Annotated in this window: 12 protein-coding genes; 5 read left to right on the forward strand and 7 right to left on the reverse strand. The window is 58.3% G+C overall.

The window, feature by feature from the left end; genetic code table 11:
* Positions 1 to 68 precede the first annotated feature (68 nt).
* Positions 69 to 1,340 carry a dicarboxylate/amino acid:cation symporter gene (locus KYK33_RS11915; protein WP_224430654.1) on the forward strand — a complete coding sequence of 424 codons (1,272 nt, stop codon included), beginning with the start codon at positions 69 to 71 and terminating at the stop codon, positions 1,338 to 1,340.
* A gap of 305 nt (positions 1,341 to 1,645) precedes the next feature.
* The gene (alr, locus tag KYK33_RS11920; protein WP_224430655.1) at positions 1,646 to 2,872 is read left to right on the forward strand and encodes an alanine racemase; all 1,227 of its coding nucleotides are present in this window, start codon (positions 1,646 to 1,648) and stop codon (positions 2,870 to 2,872) included.
* 131 nt (positions 2,873 to 3,003) lie between these two features.
* Here the strand turns inward: alr and KYK33_RS11925 are convergent, their stop codons facing one another.
* The 7 genes from KYK33_RS11925 to KYK33_RS11955 all read right to left on the reverse strand — a co-directional run bounded on the left by KYK33_RS11925 (position 3,004) and on the right by KYK33_RS11955 (position 10,852).
* Complete coding sequence (locus KYK33_RS11925) at positions 3,004 to 3,957, reverse strand: TerC family protein (protein WP_224430656.1); 954 nt, start codon at positions 3,955 to 3,957, stop codon at positions 3,004 to 3,006.
* Positions 3,958 to 4,301: 344 nt separating this feature from the next.
* On the reverse strand, positions 4,302 to 5,297 hold the full coding sequence (oppF, locus tag KYK33_RS11930) for a murein tripeptide/oligopeptide ABC transporter ATP binding protein OppF (protein WP_042042210.1): 996 nt from the start codon (positions 5,295 to 5,297) through the stop codon (positions 4,302 to 4,304).
* A complete protein-coding gene (oppD, locus tag KYK33_RS11935) occupies positions 5,298 to 6,278 on the reverse strand; it encodes an ABC transporter ATP-binding protein (protein ID WP_224430657.1) in 981 nt (326 codons plus the stop codon).
* 92 nt (positions 6,279 to 6,370) lie between these two features.
* Positions 6,371 to 7,282: an oligopeptide ABC transporter permease OppC gene (gene oppC / locus KYK33_RS11940; RefSeq protein ID WP_042042212.1), complete on the reverse strand. Its 912-nt coding sequence runs from the start codon at positions 7,280 to 7,282 to the stop codon at positions 6,371 to 6,373.
* A gap of 14 nt (positions 7,283 to 7,296) precedes the next feature.
* Entirely contained in the window at positions 7,297 to 8,217 is a 921-nt protein-coding gene (oppB, locus tag KYK33_RS11945; protein WP_042042214.1) for an oligopeptide ABC transporter permease OppB, read from the reverse strand.
* A gap of 98 nt (positions 8,218 to 8,315) precedes the next feature.
* Entirely contained in the window at positions 8,316 to 9,935 is a 1,620-nt protein-coding gene (locus KYK33_RS11950) for an ABC transporter substrate-binding protein (protein ID WP_224430658.1), read from the reverse strand.
* A gap of 281 nt (positions 9,936 to 10,216) precedes the next feature.
* A complete protein-coding gene (locus tag KYK33_RS11955) occupies positions 10,217 to 10,852 on the reverse strand; it encodes a YchE family NAAT transporter (protein WP_005906182.1) in 636 nt (211 codons plus the stop codon).
* A gap of 267 nt (positions 10,853 to 11,119) precedes the next feature.
* On the opposite strand from KYK33_RS11955, the gene KYK33_RS11960 reads away from it, so the two are divergent.
* From KYK33_RS11960 to KYK33_RS11970, 3 genes are all read left to right on the forward strand, one after another.
* The gene (locus tag KYK33_RS11960) at positions 11,120 to 11,749 is read left to right on the forward strand and encodes a 2OG-Fe dioxygenase family protein (protein WP_224430659.1); all 630 of its coding nucleotides are present in this window, start codon (positions 11,120 to 11,122) and stop codon (positions 11,747 to 11,749) included.
* 294 nt (positions 11,750 to 12,043) lie between these two features.
* On the forward strand, positions 12,044 to 14,719 hold the full coding sequence (adhE, locus tag KYK33_RS11965) for a bifunctional acetaldehyde-CoA/alcohol dehydrogenase (RefSeq protein ID WP_042042215.1): 2,676 nt from the start codon (positions 12,044 to 12,046) through the stop codon (positions 14,717 to 14,719).
* Between the two features lie 110 nt (positions 14,720 to 14,829).
* Positions 14,830 to 16,068: an HD-GYP domain-containing protein gene (locus KYK33_RS11970; RefSeq protein ID WP_224430660.1), complete on the forward strand. Its 1,239-nt coding sequence runs from the start codon at positions 14,830 to 14,832 to the stop codon at positions 16,066 to 16,068.
* Positions 16,069 to 16,330 lie beyond the last annotated feature (262 nt).

A 16,330-nucleotide genomic window follows, 5' to 3' on the forward strand; every position in this document is an offset into this window, starting at 1 on the left:
GATCTGGCACGGCTGTCGTGGCACTCGCCACCCCATCCCGACTCCTTGCGTTGCCCGGATCTCTCCCCATGAAAATGAACAAGCTGACCCTCGCCATCCTGATCGCCATGCTGCTTGGCATCGCCACCGGTCAGGGTTATCGACTCTTTGCCCCCGGCGAAGCCCCCGCTTTTGCAGACAATGTCACCCTGCTCACCGACATCTTCCTGCGACTCATCAAGATGATCATCGCCCCCCTGGTGTTCACCACCCTGGTGGTCGGTATCGCCAAGATGGGGGATACCCGCACCGTCGGCCGGATCGGCGCCAAGACCCTCGGCTGGTTTATGCTCGCCTCCCTGCTCTCCCTGAGCCTGGGGCTGCTCATGGTCACCCTGATGCAGCCGGGCAGCGGCCTCTCCTTGCCTCTGCCACCCGAGTCCGCCAGCAGCGGCATCAGCGCCGCCAGCCTGAGCCTGCGCGACTTTATCGCTCATGCCATCCCCAAGAGCCTGATCGAGGCCATGGCCAACAACGAGATCCTGCAAATCGTGGTGTTCTCGCTGTTCTTCGGTCTGGCCGCCGCCGCACTCGGTGATGCCGCCAAGCCGGTGGTGATGCTGCTGGCAAGCAGCGCCGAGATCATGCTCAAGGTGACCGGCTATGTGATGAATTTCGCTCCCTTTGCCGTCTTTGCCGCCATCTCGGCCATGGTCGCCAAGGAGGGGCTCGGCATCCTCGCTACCTATGGCAGCTTCATGGCCCAGTTCTATCTGGCCCTGGCCTGTCTCTGGCTGCTGCTCATCGCCATGGGCAGCCTCTTCCTGCGCCAGCGCACCCCGCGCCTGCTGGCCCTGATCCGCGAACCCGTGCTGCTCGCCTTCTCGACCGCCAGCTCGGAGGCGGCCTATCCCAAGACGCTGCAACGCCTCGAGTGGTTCGGCTGTGACAAGCGCATCGCCAGCTTCGTGCTGCCCATGGGTTACTCCTTCAATCTGGATGGCTCCATGATGTACTGCACCTTTGCGGTCATGTTCATCGCCCAGGCCTATGGCATCGAGCTCTCCTTCGCCCAGCAGGTGACCATGTTGCTGCTGCTCATGGTCACCTCCAAGGGGATGGCCGGGGTGCCACGGGCCTCCCTGGTGGTGATTGCCGCCACCCTCAACCAGTTCCATATCCCGGAGGCGGGTGTCCTGCTGCTGCTCGGCATAGACCACTTCCTCGACATGGGCCGCTCCGCCACCAATGTGCTCGGCAACGCCATCGCCGCCTGCGTGATCGCCAAGACCGAAGATTGTCTGGAAGAGGAGACCCAAGCGCCCCATGCCGTCTCGAAAGAGGCTCGCCAACCCGTTTGATGAGGGGCGAGGTCCGCTCCGTCAATGGCCAACGCCCGACTGTGCCCCCTCCCGCCCCGAGACGGGGCACAGCTGGCATTTTCCCCTGTCTTGCTCCCCTTCAGCCTCTGATCACCTCAGGGAAACGTGACCTAAAGACGTGCCACAAAGAGCACCATACGGTACACTCCCATCCGGGTCCAAACCCCGTTAAATACATAAAAATCAATAACAAGGCATTTATTAGCCACTGGTAGCATCCAGGGGCGGATCCCGATCTGCCCCTCGATGCCCAGCCGCCTCGCCTCAACAAAACAGGACATCCCATGAACAAGAAAACCCTGCTCGCGACCCTGATCTTCGGCCTGATGGCTGGCCAGGCCGTTGCCGCCCCTTACCTGCCCCAGGCGGACGATCAACGCAATGGCCAGCAATACAGCGCCGCCAATGCCTGGCTGGAAGTGGATCTGGCAGCCTTCGATCACAACCTGCAGACCCTCAAGACTCGCCTCGGTGACAAGGGCCCGCAGATCTGCGCCATCATGAAGGCCGACGCCTATGGTCACGGCATCGATCTGCTGGTGCCCTCGGTGGTTGCCGCCGGCATCCCCTGCATCGGCATCGCCAGCAACGAAGAGGCCCGCGTGGCACGGGACAAGGGCTTCACCGGTCGTCTGATGCGAGTCCGCGCCGCGACCCCGGCCGAAGTCGAGCAGGCGGTGCCTTACAAGCTCGAAGAGCTGGTCGGCGGCCTGGAAAACGCGACCATCATCAGCGAGATAGCCCAGCGCCACCAGACCCGGATACCGGTGCACATTGGCCTCAACTCGGCAGGCATGAGCCGTAACGGTCTGGACTTGCGCGCCCAGGATGCCAAGGGTGAAGCCCTGGCCATACTCGGCCTCAAGGGGATCACCCCGGTCGGCATCATGACCCACTTCCCGGTGGAGGAGAAAGAGGACGTCAAGCTGGGTCTGGCCCAGTTCAAGCTCGATTCCCAGTGGCTGATCGAGGCGGGCAAGCTGGATCGCAGCAAGCTTACCCTGCACTGCGCCAACTCTTTCGCCACCCTGGAAGTGCCCGAAGCACATCTGGACATGGTTCGCCCGGGCGGCCTCATCTATGGCGACTCCATCCCCTCCTACACCGAATACAAACGCGTCATGGCCTTCAAGAGCCAGGTAGCGGCAGTCAGTCACTTCCCGGCGGGCAACACGGTCGGCTACGATCGCACCTTCACCCTCAAGCGGGACTCCGTGCTGGCCAACCTGCCGATGGGCTACTCGGACGGCTATCGCCGCGCCATGAGCAACAAGGCCTCCGTGCTCATCAACGGCCAGAAGGCCCCGGTGGTGGGCAAGACCTCCATGAACACCGTCATGATCGATGTGACCGACATCAAGGGGGTCAAACCCGGTGATGAGGTGGTGATGTTTGGCCGTCAGGGGGATAACGAGATTAAACAGGCAGATCTGGAAGAGTACAATGGCGCCCTGCTGGCGGACATGTACACCGTCTGGGGTTACAGCAACCCGCGCATCATCAAGCGTTAATCCTGCCGCCCCTGTGGCACGGCGCGCGAGCGGGCAATCAATGCCCATAGAAAAGGGCTCCCTTAGGAGCCCTTTTCATTTCATTATCCTCTGGCACCGCCGCCGTTATACCCGCGCGCCAGGGCTGCGGATCAGCTCGCCGATTTGACTTGCTTGCGCGTCAGCCAGAGGCTGAGCCCCATGCTGAGCACCAGTATGCTGGCCACCACCCCCAGGGCTACCCCGGTCGGGATCTTGAAGATGTCGAGCAGCAGCATCTTGACCCCGATAAACATCAGGATGAAGGCCAGGCCGTATTTCAGCAGGCTGAAACGCTCGGCCACACCGGCCAGCAGGAAGTACATGGCCCGCAGCCCCATGATGGCGAAGATATTGGAGGTCAGCACGATGAAGGGATCCGTGGTCACCGCGAAGATGGCCGGGATGCTGTCCACCGCGAAGATGAGGTCACTCACTTCAACCAGCACCAGGATCAGCAGCAGCGGCGTGGCGTAGCGCACACCATCACGCCAGACGAAGAAGTTCTCCCCTTCCAGCTGCTCGGTCACCTTGAAGCGACGGCGCATCCAGTTCAACAAGGGGTTGTTGGCAAGATCCGGCTCCTTGTCGGCCGCCCACAGCATCTTGGCACCGGTCAGCAGCAAGAAGGCGCCGAACAGATACAAGATCCAGTGGAACTGCTCGATGAGCCAGCTGCCCGCAAACACCATGCCAGCCCGCATCACGATGGCGCCCAATACCCCGTACAGCAGCACCCTGCGCTGCAGCTCGGCCGGGATCGCAAAATAGCCAAACAGCATCAGCCAGACGAAGACGTTGTCCACCGCCAGTGCCTTCTCAATGAGGTAGCCGGAGAGGAACTCCAACCCCTTCTGGTTCGCCATCTCGCGACCCATATTCGCATCAACCCAGTACCAGATGGCCAGGTTGAAGAGCAGCGCCATGCTCACCCAGACCAGGGACCAGGCTCCCGCCTCCTTGAGGGAAACCTTGTGAGACTTGCCGCCCCCCACGAAACGTAAATCGACCCAGAGCAGGGTCAACACCAGGGCGAAGAACCCCAACCACATCCACCATTCACCCATTGTGTCCTCCTTAAAAACGACAAAACCCATGACCGGAGGCATGGGTTCGCGTTTGGAGCAGATACACCTTGCCTCTCGGCAAGGTCTCACTTACAGCCTTGGCTGCCCGGGTGCCGGGTGCTTTGCGCTGCAAAGACACCGTAATGACGACAGACCGGCGAGAAGTTACTCCCCTTGTGCCGCGGATACTAGCAGGCCCTCCTGGTGCTGCCAAGTGCCTGATAAAGATATAGCAATCCGATGAGCGGATCGGTCCGCACCCAGCCTCTCCCCCCGCAGCAGCAGGGGGCACCCATAAAGAAGGGCGCCCAGAGGCGCCCTGTTATCTGCATGACGGCGACACGTCAGAGCGGGTCTGCCTTGAGGCAAGAGACGGCGTGGTCGAAGTTCCCCTCAAGCACAGGCCGGGTCTTGGCGCACTCGGGACCGGCCACCGGGCAGCGGGTACGGAACACGCAGCCGGACGGCGGATTCATCGGCGACGGCAAGTCCCCTTCCAGGATCTGGATCACCTTGCTGCGCTCCAGATCAGGATCCGGCACCGGCACCGCCGACATCAGCGCCTTGGTGTAGGGGTGCAGAGGATTGGCGTAGATCTCCTTGCCCTTGCCCAGCTCCACCGCATTGCCCAGATACATCACCAGCACCCGATCCGAAATGTGCTTCACCACGGACAAGTCATGGGCGATGAAGATGAGCGACAGCCCCATCTCCTTCTGGATGGACTTGAGCAGATTCACCACCTGCGCCTGGATGGAGACATCCAGCGCCGAGACCGGCTCGTCACAGATGATCATCTTGGGTTCGAGGATCAGGGCCCGGGCGATACCGATGCGTTGACACTGACCGCCGGAGAACTCATGGGGGTAGCGGTTGACCAGGTTGGGCAACAGCCCCACCTTGGTCATCATGGCGCGCACCTTGCCCTCCACCTCGCTCCTGGAGAGCTTGGGATAGAAGGTGATAAGGGGCTCGGCGATGATATCCCCTATGGTCATGCGCGGATTCAAGGAGGCGAGCGGGTCCTGGAAGATCATCTGGATCTCCTTGCGCTTCTCACGCAGGGCCTTCTGATCGAGCTTGGTCAAGTCGTTACCCAGCCAGACCACCTTGCCGTCCGTGGCGGGCACCAGGCCAATCAGCGCCCGGGCAAAGGTGGACTTGCCACAGCCGGACTCCCCCACTACGCCCAGGGTCTCCCCTTCATACAGACGCAGAGTCACCCCATCGACCGCTTTGAGGGTCGAGGGCTTGGCCCAGGGCCAGGCCTTGTCACTCTTGATGCTGAAGTGGACTTTGAGGTCGGACACTTCCAGCAGCAGTTTCTTGTCAGTACCCATTTAGTTCACTCCCTTGACCATGGCATCCGATACCCAGTGGCACGCGCGAGCGCGGCCATCGTTGAAGGGCAGCAAGCGCGGCGACTCCTGACCGCAGATCTCGCTGGCCCTGTGGCAGCGCTCCTGGAAGGGGCAGCCTTTGGGCAGACGCAGCAGGTTGGGCGGGTTGCCCGGAATGGTCGGCAAGATCTCCCCCTCGGTGTCGAGGCGGGGAATGGCACGCAGCAGCCCCTCGGTATAGGGGTGGCTAGGACGGTAGAAGATGTCGTTGACCTTGCCGTACTCCATGGTGCGGCCGGCATACATCACCAGCACCTTGTCGCAGATCCCCGCCACCACGCCCAAGTCGTGGGTGATCATGACGATGGAGGTGTTGAACTCGCGCTTGAGCTCGTTCATCAGGGTCATGATCTGGGCCTGTACCGTCACGTCCAGCGCCGTGGTCGGCTCATCGGCGATGAGCAGTTGCGGGCGGCAGAGCAGCGCCATGGCGATCATCACCCGCTGACGCATGCCACCGGAGAACTCATGCGGATACATGTTCATCCGCTGGCGCGACTCGGGGATCTTCACCGCATCGAGCATGCGCACCGACTCCTCGAAGGCCGCAGCCTTGCTCATCCCCTTGTGTTGTATCAGCACTTCCATCAGCTGATCCTTCACCTTCATGTAGGGATTGAGCGAGGTCATGGGATCCTGGAAGATCATCGCTATCTTCTCGGAGCGGATCTTGTTGAGCTTGTGCTCCGGCAGGTTGAGGATCTCCTCCCCCTGGAACTTGGCCGAGCCGGTGATGATGCCGTTCTTGGCGAGCAGGCCCATGATGGCGAAGGCCGTCTGAGACTTGCCTGAACCAGATTCTCCCACTATTCCCAGAGTCTCACCGGCCGAGAGGGAGAAGTTGAGATCGTTGACCGCCACCACATTGCCGTCCGGGGTCTTGAACTCGACCCGCAGATCTTTTACATCCAGTAATTTCATAAAAATTCCTTATCGAACCTCGTGGCTCTTATCAATCCTTCGGGATGCATGACCAGACCATGGGCGTCTGTTAGCACGCCCTGGCTGCACGTTTAGCGATCCTTGGGATCGAGCGCGTCACGCAGACCATCCCCGAGGAAGTTGAAGCAAAACAGGGTCACCACCATGAAACCGGCGGGGAACAAGAGTTGCCAGAGGGCCACTTCCATCGACTTGGAGCCTTCATCGAGCAGGGCACCCCAACTGGTCATGGGCTCCTGCACACCGAGGCCTAAGAAGCTCAGGAAAGATTCAAACATGATCATGCCAGGCACCAGCAAGGTCGCGTAGACCGCCACTATGCCGAGCACGTTCGGTACTATGTGCCGGGTGATGATCTTCCACTTGGAGACGCCGCAGACATGGGCCGCCTCGATGAACTCCTTGCTCTTGAGGCTCAGGGTCTGGCCGCGGACGATCCGCGCCATGTCGAGCCAGCTCACCGCGCCGATGGCGATGAAGATGAGCGCCAGGTTGCGGCCGAAGAAGGTCACCAGCATGATCACGAAGAACATGAAGGGGAAGGCGTTGAGGATCTCCAGCACCCGCATCATCAGGCTGTCGACCCGACCGCCGATAAAGCCGGAGGCGGCGCCATACAGGGTGCCGATGATGACGGCCACCAGGGCGCCCATGATGCCGACCATCAGCGAGATACGCCCGCCGAGCAGGGTCCGCACGAAGAGATCCCGGCCCAGGCTGTCGGTGCCAAACCAGTGTCCCGTCTCCAGATCCGGGGCCGATTGCATGGCGCCCCAGTCCGGATCGTCGAAGGTATATTGGGACAGATGCGGGCCTATGATGACCGCCAGACCGATGATGGTCAGGATGATCAGGCTCACCAGCGCAGCTCTGTTGCGCAGGAAACGGCGACGGGCATCTTTCCACAGGGAACGCCCCTCCACCACATCCACTTTCTGTGCGAAGGCTTCGAGTACTTCACGCTTTTCACTATTTACAACCATGATGCACTCCCGGCTTAGTAACGGATTTTGGGATCGATGAAGGCATAGAGAATATCGACCACGGCGTTAAAGGTGATGGTCAAGGCGCCGACCAGAATGGTCAGACCGAGCACCATGGAGTAGTCACGGTTAAGGGCACCGTTGACGAACAGCTGGCCAATGCCTGGCAGGCCGAAGATGGTCTCGATGACCACGGATCCGGTGATGATGCCGACGAAGGCCGGGCCCAGGTAGGAGACCACCGGCAGCATGGCCGGGCGCAGGGCGTGCTTGAGAATGATGTGGTGCAGCGGCAGCCCCTTGGCGCGGGCGGTGCGGATAAAGTTGGAGTTCATGGTCTCTATCATGCTGCCGCGCATGATGCGCGAGATGGCGGAGATGTAGTACATCATCATGCCAAACACCGGCAGCACCATGAACTGGATGCCGCCGCCCTGCCAGCCACCGGCCGGGAACCAGCCCAGATAGATACTGAAGAAGAGCACCAATAACGGCGCCAGTACGAAGCCCGGGATCACCACCCCGGCCATGGCCGACGACATCAGCAGATAATCGATGAGGGTGTTCTGTTTAAGGGCGGCAATGGTGCCGAAGGTGACCCCCAGCAAGACGGCAAAGAAGAAGGCAGATGCCCCTATCTTCGCGGACACTGGCAGCGCCTGGCTGACCAGATCGTTGACGCTGAAGTCTTTGTATTTGAACGAGGGGCCCAAATCACCCTGTACCAGGTTGCCCAGGTAGGTGAGGTATTGGGTGCCTATGGGTTTATCCAGACCATATTTGGCCTCGATATTCGCCAGAACTTCCGGCGGCAATGCCCGTTCGCTGGTAAAGGGGTTACCGGGGGCGAAGCGCATCATAAAGAAGGAGACGGTGATCAAGACCAGCAGGGTCGGGATCGCTTCCAATAGACGTTTAAGGATGAATTTCAACATAGACATGTCCTGTCCTGTACTGCTTCCAAAGGGTCGCGGTTTTAATTTAAAGGCCCGCCGTCTGGCGGGCCTGCTTGTTATGCGACTTTTTATTGTACTCAGTGAGCGATGATGTACATGTCCTTGCTGTACAGGTTATCCAGCGGGTTGGCCGGGTAGCCGCCCACATAGGGTTTCACCATACGGGAGGTCACGTACTGATAGATGGGCGCAATCGGCATGTCCTTGGCCAGGATGTCTTCGGCCTGAACATAGAGCTTGTTGCGCGCATCCGCATCCACCTGGTTGCGCGATTCGCTCATCAGCTTGTCAAAGGCGACATTGGAGTACTTGCCGTCGTTGTTGCCGTGGGTGGTCTGCATCAGATCCAGCATGGAGGAGGCTTCGTTGTAGTCCGCAATCCAGCCGGCGCGACCCACGTCGAAGTTACCCTGCTTCTTGGTTTCCAGGTAGGTCTTCCACTCCTGATTCACCAGGCTCACCTGCACCCCCAGCTTCTTCCACATGGAGGCGACGGCCACGGCCACTTTCTTGTGGTTGTCATCGGTGTTGTAGAGCAGCTCGAACTTGAGCGGCTTGCCCGGGCCGTAACCGGCCTCGGTCAGCAGCTCTTTCGCCTGGGCGTCACGCTCGGCCTGGGTCAGCTTGGACCAGGCCGGGGCCACCGGCTTGAAGCCATCCACGAAGTCCGGCACCAGGGTGTAGCCCGGGGTCTCGCCCTTGCCCATCACCTTCTCGGCGATCACGTTGCGATCGATGGCATAGGAGAGCGCGGTACGCACCCGCACGTCGTCAAACGGCTTGTGCTTGAAGTTGTACTGGTAGTAATAGGTGCCCACATAGCCGCTCACCTGCACCTCCGTCGGGTGCTCCTTTTTCATCTGCTTGAAGCGCTCGATGGGCATGTTGTAGGTGAGATCCACTTCGCCAGCCAGATAGCGGTTCAGTTCGGCGTTGGTGGACTGGATGGGCAGATAGGTGACCTTCTCGATCACCGTCTTGGCGTTGTTCCAATAGTTGGGGTTGCGCTCGACATCGACCCGCTCGTTGACCACCCAATCCTTCAGCTTGTAGGCACCGTTGGAAACCATGTTTTCCGGTTGGGTCCACTTGTCACCAAACTTCTCGATCACCGCCTTGGGTACCGGATAAGTGGTGGTGTGGGAGAGCATGCTGACGAAGTAAGGCACAGCCTTCTCCAGCTGTACTTCGAAGGTGTAGTCGTCGCTGGCTTTCACACCCAGGGTGTCGGCCGGTTTCTTGCCACCGATGATGTCGGTCGCATTCGTGATGGTCGGAATTTCCATGTACCAGGAGTAAGGAGAAGCCGTCTTGGGATCCACGGCGCGCTGGAAGGCGAAAACGAAGTCGTGGGCGGTGACAGGATCGCCATTGGACCACTTGGCATCTTTGCGCAGGTGGAACACGAAGTGTTTGTTGTCCTTGGTTTCCCAGGACTCGGCGACGCCGGGCAGGGTCTCACCCTTGGGGCCTGAGGTGACCAGACCTTCAAACAGGTCACGCAGAATATTGGATTCGACCGTTCCTTCGGTCTTGTGCGGATCCAGGGTAGCGGGTTCTGAACCGTTGCCTTTCACCAGGGATTGCTCGGGGGCGAGCTTGGTACCAGCGGGGACGTCGGCGGCCTGAGCCAGGGTGGCTCCACCGAATAGCGCAGCCAATAAAAGGGTATTAATCATTGTTTTTTTATGAGTCATTTCCATTTACTCCAACAAGAACATTCCATGCGTTTGTCATAAATGCGGGCCTGAGCACGCAGTCAGCATAATTCCCTGTCATTTCTGATAATGCAATAGATATCATCAGAGCGGGTCTGGATTCTTGGTTAAATAAACAGCTTTTAAGCAATTATCCAGCATTTAAATAGGCCGAAACGGCGCTTTTATACACAGAGCCGCTCGATTCTAGGAAATGGTTAACGAAAAAGAAACAATAAAAAGCCGGTCACGGGGACCGGCTGGCACAAAACAGACTCAGCTCACATCAGGCTAGGGAAGACTCCCTTGATGCCCGCCACCATGATCTCGATGCCAAGGGACATCATGATGAGGCCCATGATCCGGGTCACCACGTTGATGCCAGTGTTGCCCATCAACTTGAATAGCAAGGGGGCGGCGCGAAAAATCAGCCAGGAGCAGAAGGAGAAGATGGCCACCACCAGCGACATGCCAAGCAGCTGCTGCCAATGGCTCTGACTGGCATAGACGATCACCGATGAGATGGCCCCCGGACCCGCCATCAGCGGCAGCGCCAGTGGCACCACGGCAATCGACTCGCGGGCGGCCAGCTCCCCTTTCTCCTGCTTGTTGTGTTTCACCTCTCCCAGCTTGCCCTGCAGCATGGACCAGGCGATCAGGGTGATAAGCGACCCCCCTGCGATGCGAAACGACGCCAGCGAAATGCCAAAGCCATCGAGGATCAGTTGCCCCATGTACATGGAGACCAACAGGATCACCATGACGGCAATATTGGCCGTGGTGTTGGTCCTCATCCGCTCGGCCGGTGTCTGATGATTGGTCAAGCTGACGAAGACAGGCAGGAGGCCCAGCGGGTTGATAATGGCGATAAGGCCAATGAAGAACTTCAGATATAACGAAAAATCGATGTCAGCCACGCAAGTCATCCACAGATAAGCGCCCGTTGGGGCCAGCAGGTAAGAAATTGTGCACGAATTTACCTCATAGTTTGTGCGGCCACCAATCAAATAATCTCACGTTCCCCGCCCTCAATAGTTAGTTCCTCTAATGTGTTATCAAATTTCGACATAATCGTTTGTTAAAAAACATTGTGACGATTTAACATTTCGGTAAAATCATTTCGAGTTTTATCTCGCCATCGGATTTGGTAACAAGATTTCATCTCACAAAAAGAGGAGTTTTCAATGATAGATATGGACGTCACCCTGGATTGGCAACTCGATACCCTGCCAGCAATGCTCGTTGCCGGGCTGAGTATGTTTTTCGATCAACTCCCGGTAGATCCCTATATCGACGGTGATTTTCGTCGCCGCCGCTACGGTCGTTTCGAAAAACAGGGCCAGGGCTTTCATCGCCTCGACAACGGCGTCTTCTTCCAAGCCGCCGCCATCAACAAGTTTCTCGGCGACGTGCCCCGCACCTACCCCGATCTGCTGCCCGCCGTTGCCCAGCATGATGCCTTCCTGGCCATGCTCAGCGCCTTCGCACGCCACACGGCACTGGCTGACGGCCGCGAGATAGGCGTGCATCAGATGCGGATCTGCGCCTCCCTCGGCAGCGCAACCCCTCCCGCCCCCGAGGGCGTGCATCAAGATGGCTTCGACTTCATCGGCGTCTTCTTCTGTGGCAGCCAGGGGGTCACGGGCGGGGCCTTGCAGCTTTACCACGGATTAAAAGAACAACCCTTTTTCCAGCAAGCGTTAACAACCGGTGACTATCTGGTGCTCGATGATCGTCGCTTCTACCACAATGCCGCCCCCATCCTCCCCACAGGCCAGCAGGGCCACTGGGATGTCATAGTCCTAACTGCTTGATTTAAATGGCGTGAGATTCGTTCACGCCCCATTCATCCCCCGCCAGCTTAACTCCACAAGCCGATAACATGTTGAAAACATGTATTTTGAAATAAAATTTCTTTTGTTCTTTTGTTACACATGATCCAGATCAAGCTTTGCTGACATGAGACAGCCCTATAATCGATGTCGAAAGCAGTTCAGTAAGGCTTGTAAATACCCCATAGTGGTCAGGCTCTCCTTGACACGGTGTCTATAATTGCCGGGCATTGCCAAGGTCTTACTAAACAGTTTTCAAATCATCAGGAGATAAACATGGCAGTAACCAATTTGGCTGAACTGGATGCACTGGTTGCTCGCGTCAAAGAAGCGCAGCGTCAATTCGCCAGCTTCTCGCAAGAGCAAGTTGATGCAGTGTTCCGCGCCGCCGCCCTGGCCGCCAGCAACGCCCGTATCCCCCTGGCCCAGATGGCCGTGGCAGAGTCCGGTATGGGTATCATCGAAGACAAGGTTATCAAGAACCACTTCGCCTCCGAATACATCTATAACGCGTATAAAGATGAGAAGACCTGCGGCATCCTGAGCCAGGATGACGAGATGGGCACCATGATCATCGCCGAGCCGGTAGGCATCATCTGCGGCATAGTGCCGACCACCAACCCGACCGCTACCGCGATCTTCAAAGCCCTTATCTCCCTGAAGACTCGCAACGCCATCATCTTCTCCCCGCACCCCCGCGCCAAGAACTCCACCAATACCGCCGCCAAGCTGGTACTGGATGCCGCCATTGCCGCCGGTGCCCCGAAAGACATCATCGGCTGGATTGACCAACCTTCCGTCGAGCTGTCCAACGCGCTGATGAAGCACAACGACATCAACCTGATCCTGGCCACCGGTGGCCCGGGCATGGTGAAAGCGGCTTACTCCTCAGGCAAGCCTGCCATCGGTGTCGGTGCGGGCAACGTGCCTATCGTCATCGACGAAACCGCCGATGTTAAGCGCGCCGTCGCCTCCATCCTGATGTCCAAGACCTTCGACAACGGTGTGGTCTGCGCCTCCGAGCAAGCGGTCATCGTGGTTGACTCCATCTACAACCAGGTGAAAGAGCGTTTCTCCAGCCACGATGGCTACATCCTCTCCAAGGATGAAGCGGACAAGGTACGTAAAGTACTGCTGATCAACGGCGCCCTGAACGCCGACATCGTCGGCCAGCCGGCCACCAAGATCGCGGCCATGGCTGGCGTGACTGTGCCTGCCACCACCAAGATCCTGATCGGTGAAGGTCTGGAACTGTGCGCCGAGGATGAGTTCGCTCACGAGAAGCTCTCCCCGACACTGGGTATGTTCCGTGCCAAGAACTTCGAAGACGCTGTTGATATGGCCTGTGACATGGTCAACATCGGTGGTATCGGCCACACCTCCGGTCTGTACACCGACCAGGATCGCAACGCCGACCGCATCAGATACTTTGGCGACAAGATGAAGACCGCCCGTATCCTGATCAACACCCCCTCCACCCAGGGTGGTATCGGTGACCTGTACAACTTCGCTCTTGCTCCTTCCCTGACCCTGGGTTGCGGCTCCTGGAGTGGTAACTCCATCTCCGAGAACGTCGGTCCCAAGCACCTGATCAACAAGAAGACAGTCGCAAAACGGGCAGAAAATATGCTGTGGCACAAACTTCCGAAATCCATCTATTTCCGTCGTGGCTCCCTGCCGATCGCCCTCGGTGATCTGGAAGGCAAGAAGCGTGCAATGGTGGTCACCGACCGCTTCCTGTTCAACAACGGCTATGCCGACGACGTGGTGCGTCTGCTCAAGAAGCTGAACATGGAAGTGGAAGTCTTCTACGAAGTAGAAGCCGACCCGACCCTGTCCATCGTCCGTAAGGGCGCCGAGATGGCCAACTCCTTCAAGCCGGACGTTATCCTGGCGCTGGGTGGTGGTTCACCGATGGATGCGGCCAAGATCATGTGGGTCATGTACGAGCACCCGGACACCGCGTTCGAAGACTTGGCCATGCGCTTCATGGACATCCGCAAGCGTATCTACAAGTTCCCGAAAATGGGCGTGAAGGCCGAACTGGTCTGTATCACCACCACGTCCGGTACCGGCTCTGAAGTCACCCCGTTTGCGGTAGTCACCGACGACGCCACCGGCATGAAATACCCGCTGGCCGACTACGAGCTGACCCCGAACATGGCCATCGTCGATGCCAACCTGGTCATGAACATGCCCAAGTCCCTGTGCGCCTTCGGTGGTGTGGATGCGGTCACTCATGCCATGGAAGCCTACGTTTCCGTACTGGCTAACGAATACTCCGATGGCCAGGCGCTGCAAGCCCTGAAGCTGCTCAAAGAGTACCTGCCGTCCAGCTACCAGAACGGTGCCAACGACCCGGTTGCCCGCGAGAAGGTGCACAATGCTGCCACCATCGCCGGTATCGCGTTCGCCAACGCCTTCCTGGGTGTCTGCCACTCCATGGCGCACAAGCTGGGTGCCGAGTTCCACATCCCGCACGGTCTGGCCAACGCCCTGCTGATCAGCAACGTGATCCGCTACAACGCCAACGACAACCCGACCAAGCAGACCGCGTTCTCCCAGTACGATCGTCCGCAGGCTCGTCGTCGTTACGCCGAAATCGCCGATCACCTGGGTCTGACCAACAGCAGTGACCGCACCGCGGCCAAGATAGAGAAACTGCTGGCCTGGCTGGACGAGCTGAAAGCGACCTTAGGGATCCCGGCCTCCATCCGTGAAGCCGGCGTGAACGAAGCCGACTTCCTGGCCAAGGTTGACCAGCTGGCCCTGGAAGCCTTCGATGACCAGTGCACCGGCGCCAACCCGCGCTACCCGCTGATCACCGAGCTCAAAGCCATACTGATGGATACCTACTACGGTCGTCCTTTCAGCGAGGAAGTCCGGGTTGCTGCCAAGGTGGAAGCCAAAGTCGACGTCAAGGTTGATAGCAAGAAGAAAGCCAAAGCCTGATAAGTCAGAGCGATAACAAGAGCCCGCGCACATGCGCGGGCTTTTTTATTTGTCTATCTGCTTAATTTTGCTAGCTTGTTGGTAGGCTTTTTGGCGAACAGGTGTTGCGTATGGCACTGATGCAGGCATCTATCGAGCAGTTGCGGATAGGCCACTATGTCCACCTGCCCGTGGGCTGGCAGCAACACCCCTTCCTGTTCAACGCTTTCAAGATCAAAGATCAGCAGCAGCTCGATATCATACGCCACCTGGATCTCGCCCTGCTCACCGTCGACACCGACAAGAGTGACCTGCCGCTGGCCCCCTTGCTGCAAGGTGACGACCCCGTCGAATTACCCCCTGCCGGACACTCCCCTGCCCCGAGTCACGCCACTGAGACGGCACTCTTCGATGACAAAGCCTGGCGCCGATCCCTGCGCAGTGCCGACAAGGCATTTGGCCAATCCATGTCGGATTTGCGTGAAGCACTCGGAGCCCTCAATTTGAAACCCGATGAGGGGCTGGCCAATGTCGCCCAGCTGGTGCGCAATGTGGCCGCCCGCCTGCGTGAACATCAGGGCCCCCTCGGCCTGCATCTGATCCGCAGTGTCCACAGCGACATCCTGCTACAGCACAGCCTCAACATTGCCTTTATTGCCATGTTGATGGCCCGCGAGCTGGAGATGGACCCCTTGGCGATCGAGGAGGTGGGATTGGCGGGTCTGGTACATGATATCGGCGAGCTGAGAGTGCCCAGCCAGATCAGCCAGAAACGGGGCGAACTGACGCGTTCTGAACAAAATTACCTGAATATGCACCCTCAATACGGGCTGGAAATGCTCAATCAGTGGCAGGCATTCGAACCCAGGATCCGTCAGGTTGCCCATCTTCATCATGAACGGCTCGATGGCAGTGGTTTCCCCCTCGGCATCAAGGGCGGCGAGATCCCGCCACTGGCGCGCCTCATCGGTCTGGTGGATTATTTTGATGAACTGCTTCACCCCAGGGGGACGAGTCAGCCAGTCGCCCCCAATCAGGCCATCAGCCAGCTCTACAAGCTCTCTCAGAAGAAATTCGAGCAACCCTTGGTCAAGCTGCTTATCAAACTGCTCGGCGTCTATCCCCCCGGATCTCTGGTGCAGCTGTCGGATGGTGTCCTGGCCCTGGTTGTCAGCACTGAGCCTACCCAACCCTTGAAGCCCAAGATCCTGCCCTATGCCAAGGGGCAGCGCAGCGAGGGGGTTCCCCTCATCGATCTGCGCGAAGATGAACGCACTATCATCGCCTCCCTCAAACCGGAGGAACTGGACGATGCCCAGCGCCACTTCTTCAATCCGGGCCGACGCTTTTGTTACTACTTTGCATTTTGAGTTATCCCCAGAAGCTGGGGATAACTCATTGGACAAACTTGAATAATCGACTGAAAACCCACAAAACGGTTGTCGACTGAGGATGGATGAAAAACGCCCAGTCTCACGACTGGGCGGAGCATGCCACCTCCATGTGGCACATCCTGCGGATGCATTCATGCTCCCCTCCTGAATATCAATTGTTTTTCATTTACACAAATATCAATTTAACGTACTGATTTTATATAGTTTTTATTTTATGTTCTGGCAGAATGCCGCCCCA

Source organism: Aeromonas rivuli (genome assembly GCF_020149575.1).
Taxonomy (GTDB): Bacteria; Pseudomonadota; Gammaproteobacteria; order Enterobacterales; family Aeromonadaceae; genus Aeromonas; species Aeromonas rivuli.

Coding starts and splice junctions, on each gene's coding strand:
- oppF (WP_042042210.1), bottom strand. CDS start 5,297: ATGGGTACTGACAAGAAACTGCTGCTGGAAGTGTCCGACCTCAAAGTC.
- KYK33_RS11970 (WP_224430660.1), top strand. CDS start 14,830: ATGGCACTGATGCAGGCATCTATCGAGCAGTTGCGGATAGGCCACTAT.
- KYK33_RS11915 (WP_224430654.1), top strand. CDS start 69: ATGAAAATGAACAAGCTGACCCTCGCCATCCTGATCGCCATGCTGCTT.
- oppC (WP_042042212.1), bottom strand. CDS start 7,282: ATGGTTGTAAATAGTGAAAAGCGTGAAGTACTCGAAGCCTTCGCACAG.
- oppB (WP_042042214.1), bottom strand. CDS start 8,217: ATGTTGAAATTCATCCTTAAACGTCTATTGGAAGCGATCCCGACCCTG.
- adhE (WP_042042215.1), top strand. CDS start 12,044: ATGGCAGTAACCAATTTGGCTGAACTGGATGCACTGGTTGCTCGCGTC.
- KYK33_RS11925 (WP_224430656.1), bottom strand. CDS start 3,957: ATGGGTGAATGGTGGATGTGGTTGGGGTTCTTCGCCCTGGTGTTGACC.
- alr (WP_224430655.1), top strand. CDS start 1,646: ATGAACAAGAAAACCCTGCTCGCGACCCTGATCTTCGGCCTGATGGCT.
- KYK33_RS11950 (WP_224430658.1), bottom strand. CDS start 9,935: ATGACTCATAAAAAAACAATGATTAATACCCTTTTATTGGCTGCGCTA.
- KYK33_RS11960 (WP_224430659.1), top strand. CDS start 11,120: ATGATAGATATGGACGTCACCCTGGATTGGCAACTCGATACCCTGCCA.
- oppD (WP_224430657.1), bottom strand. CDS start 6,278: ATGAAATTACTGGATGTAAAAGATCTGCGGGTCGAGTTCAAGACCCCG.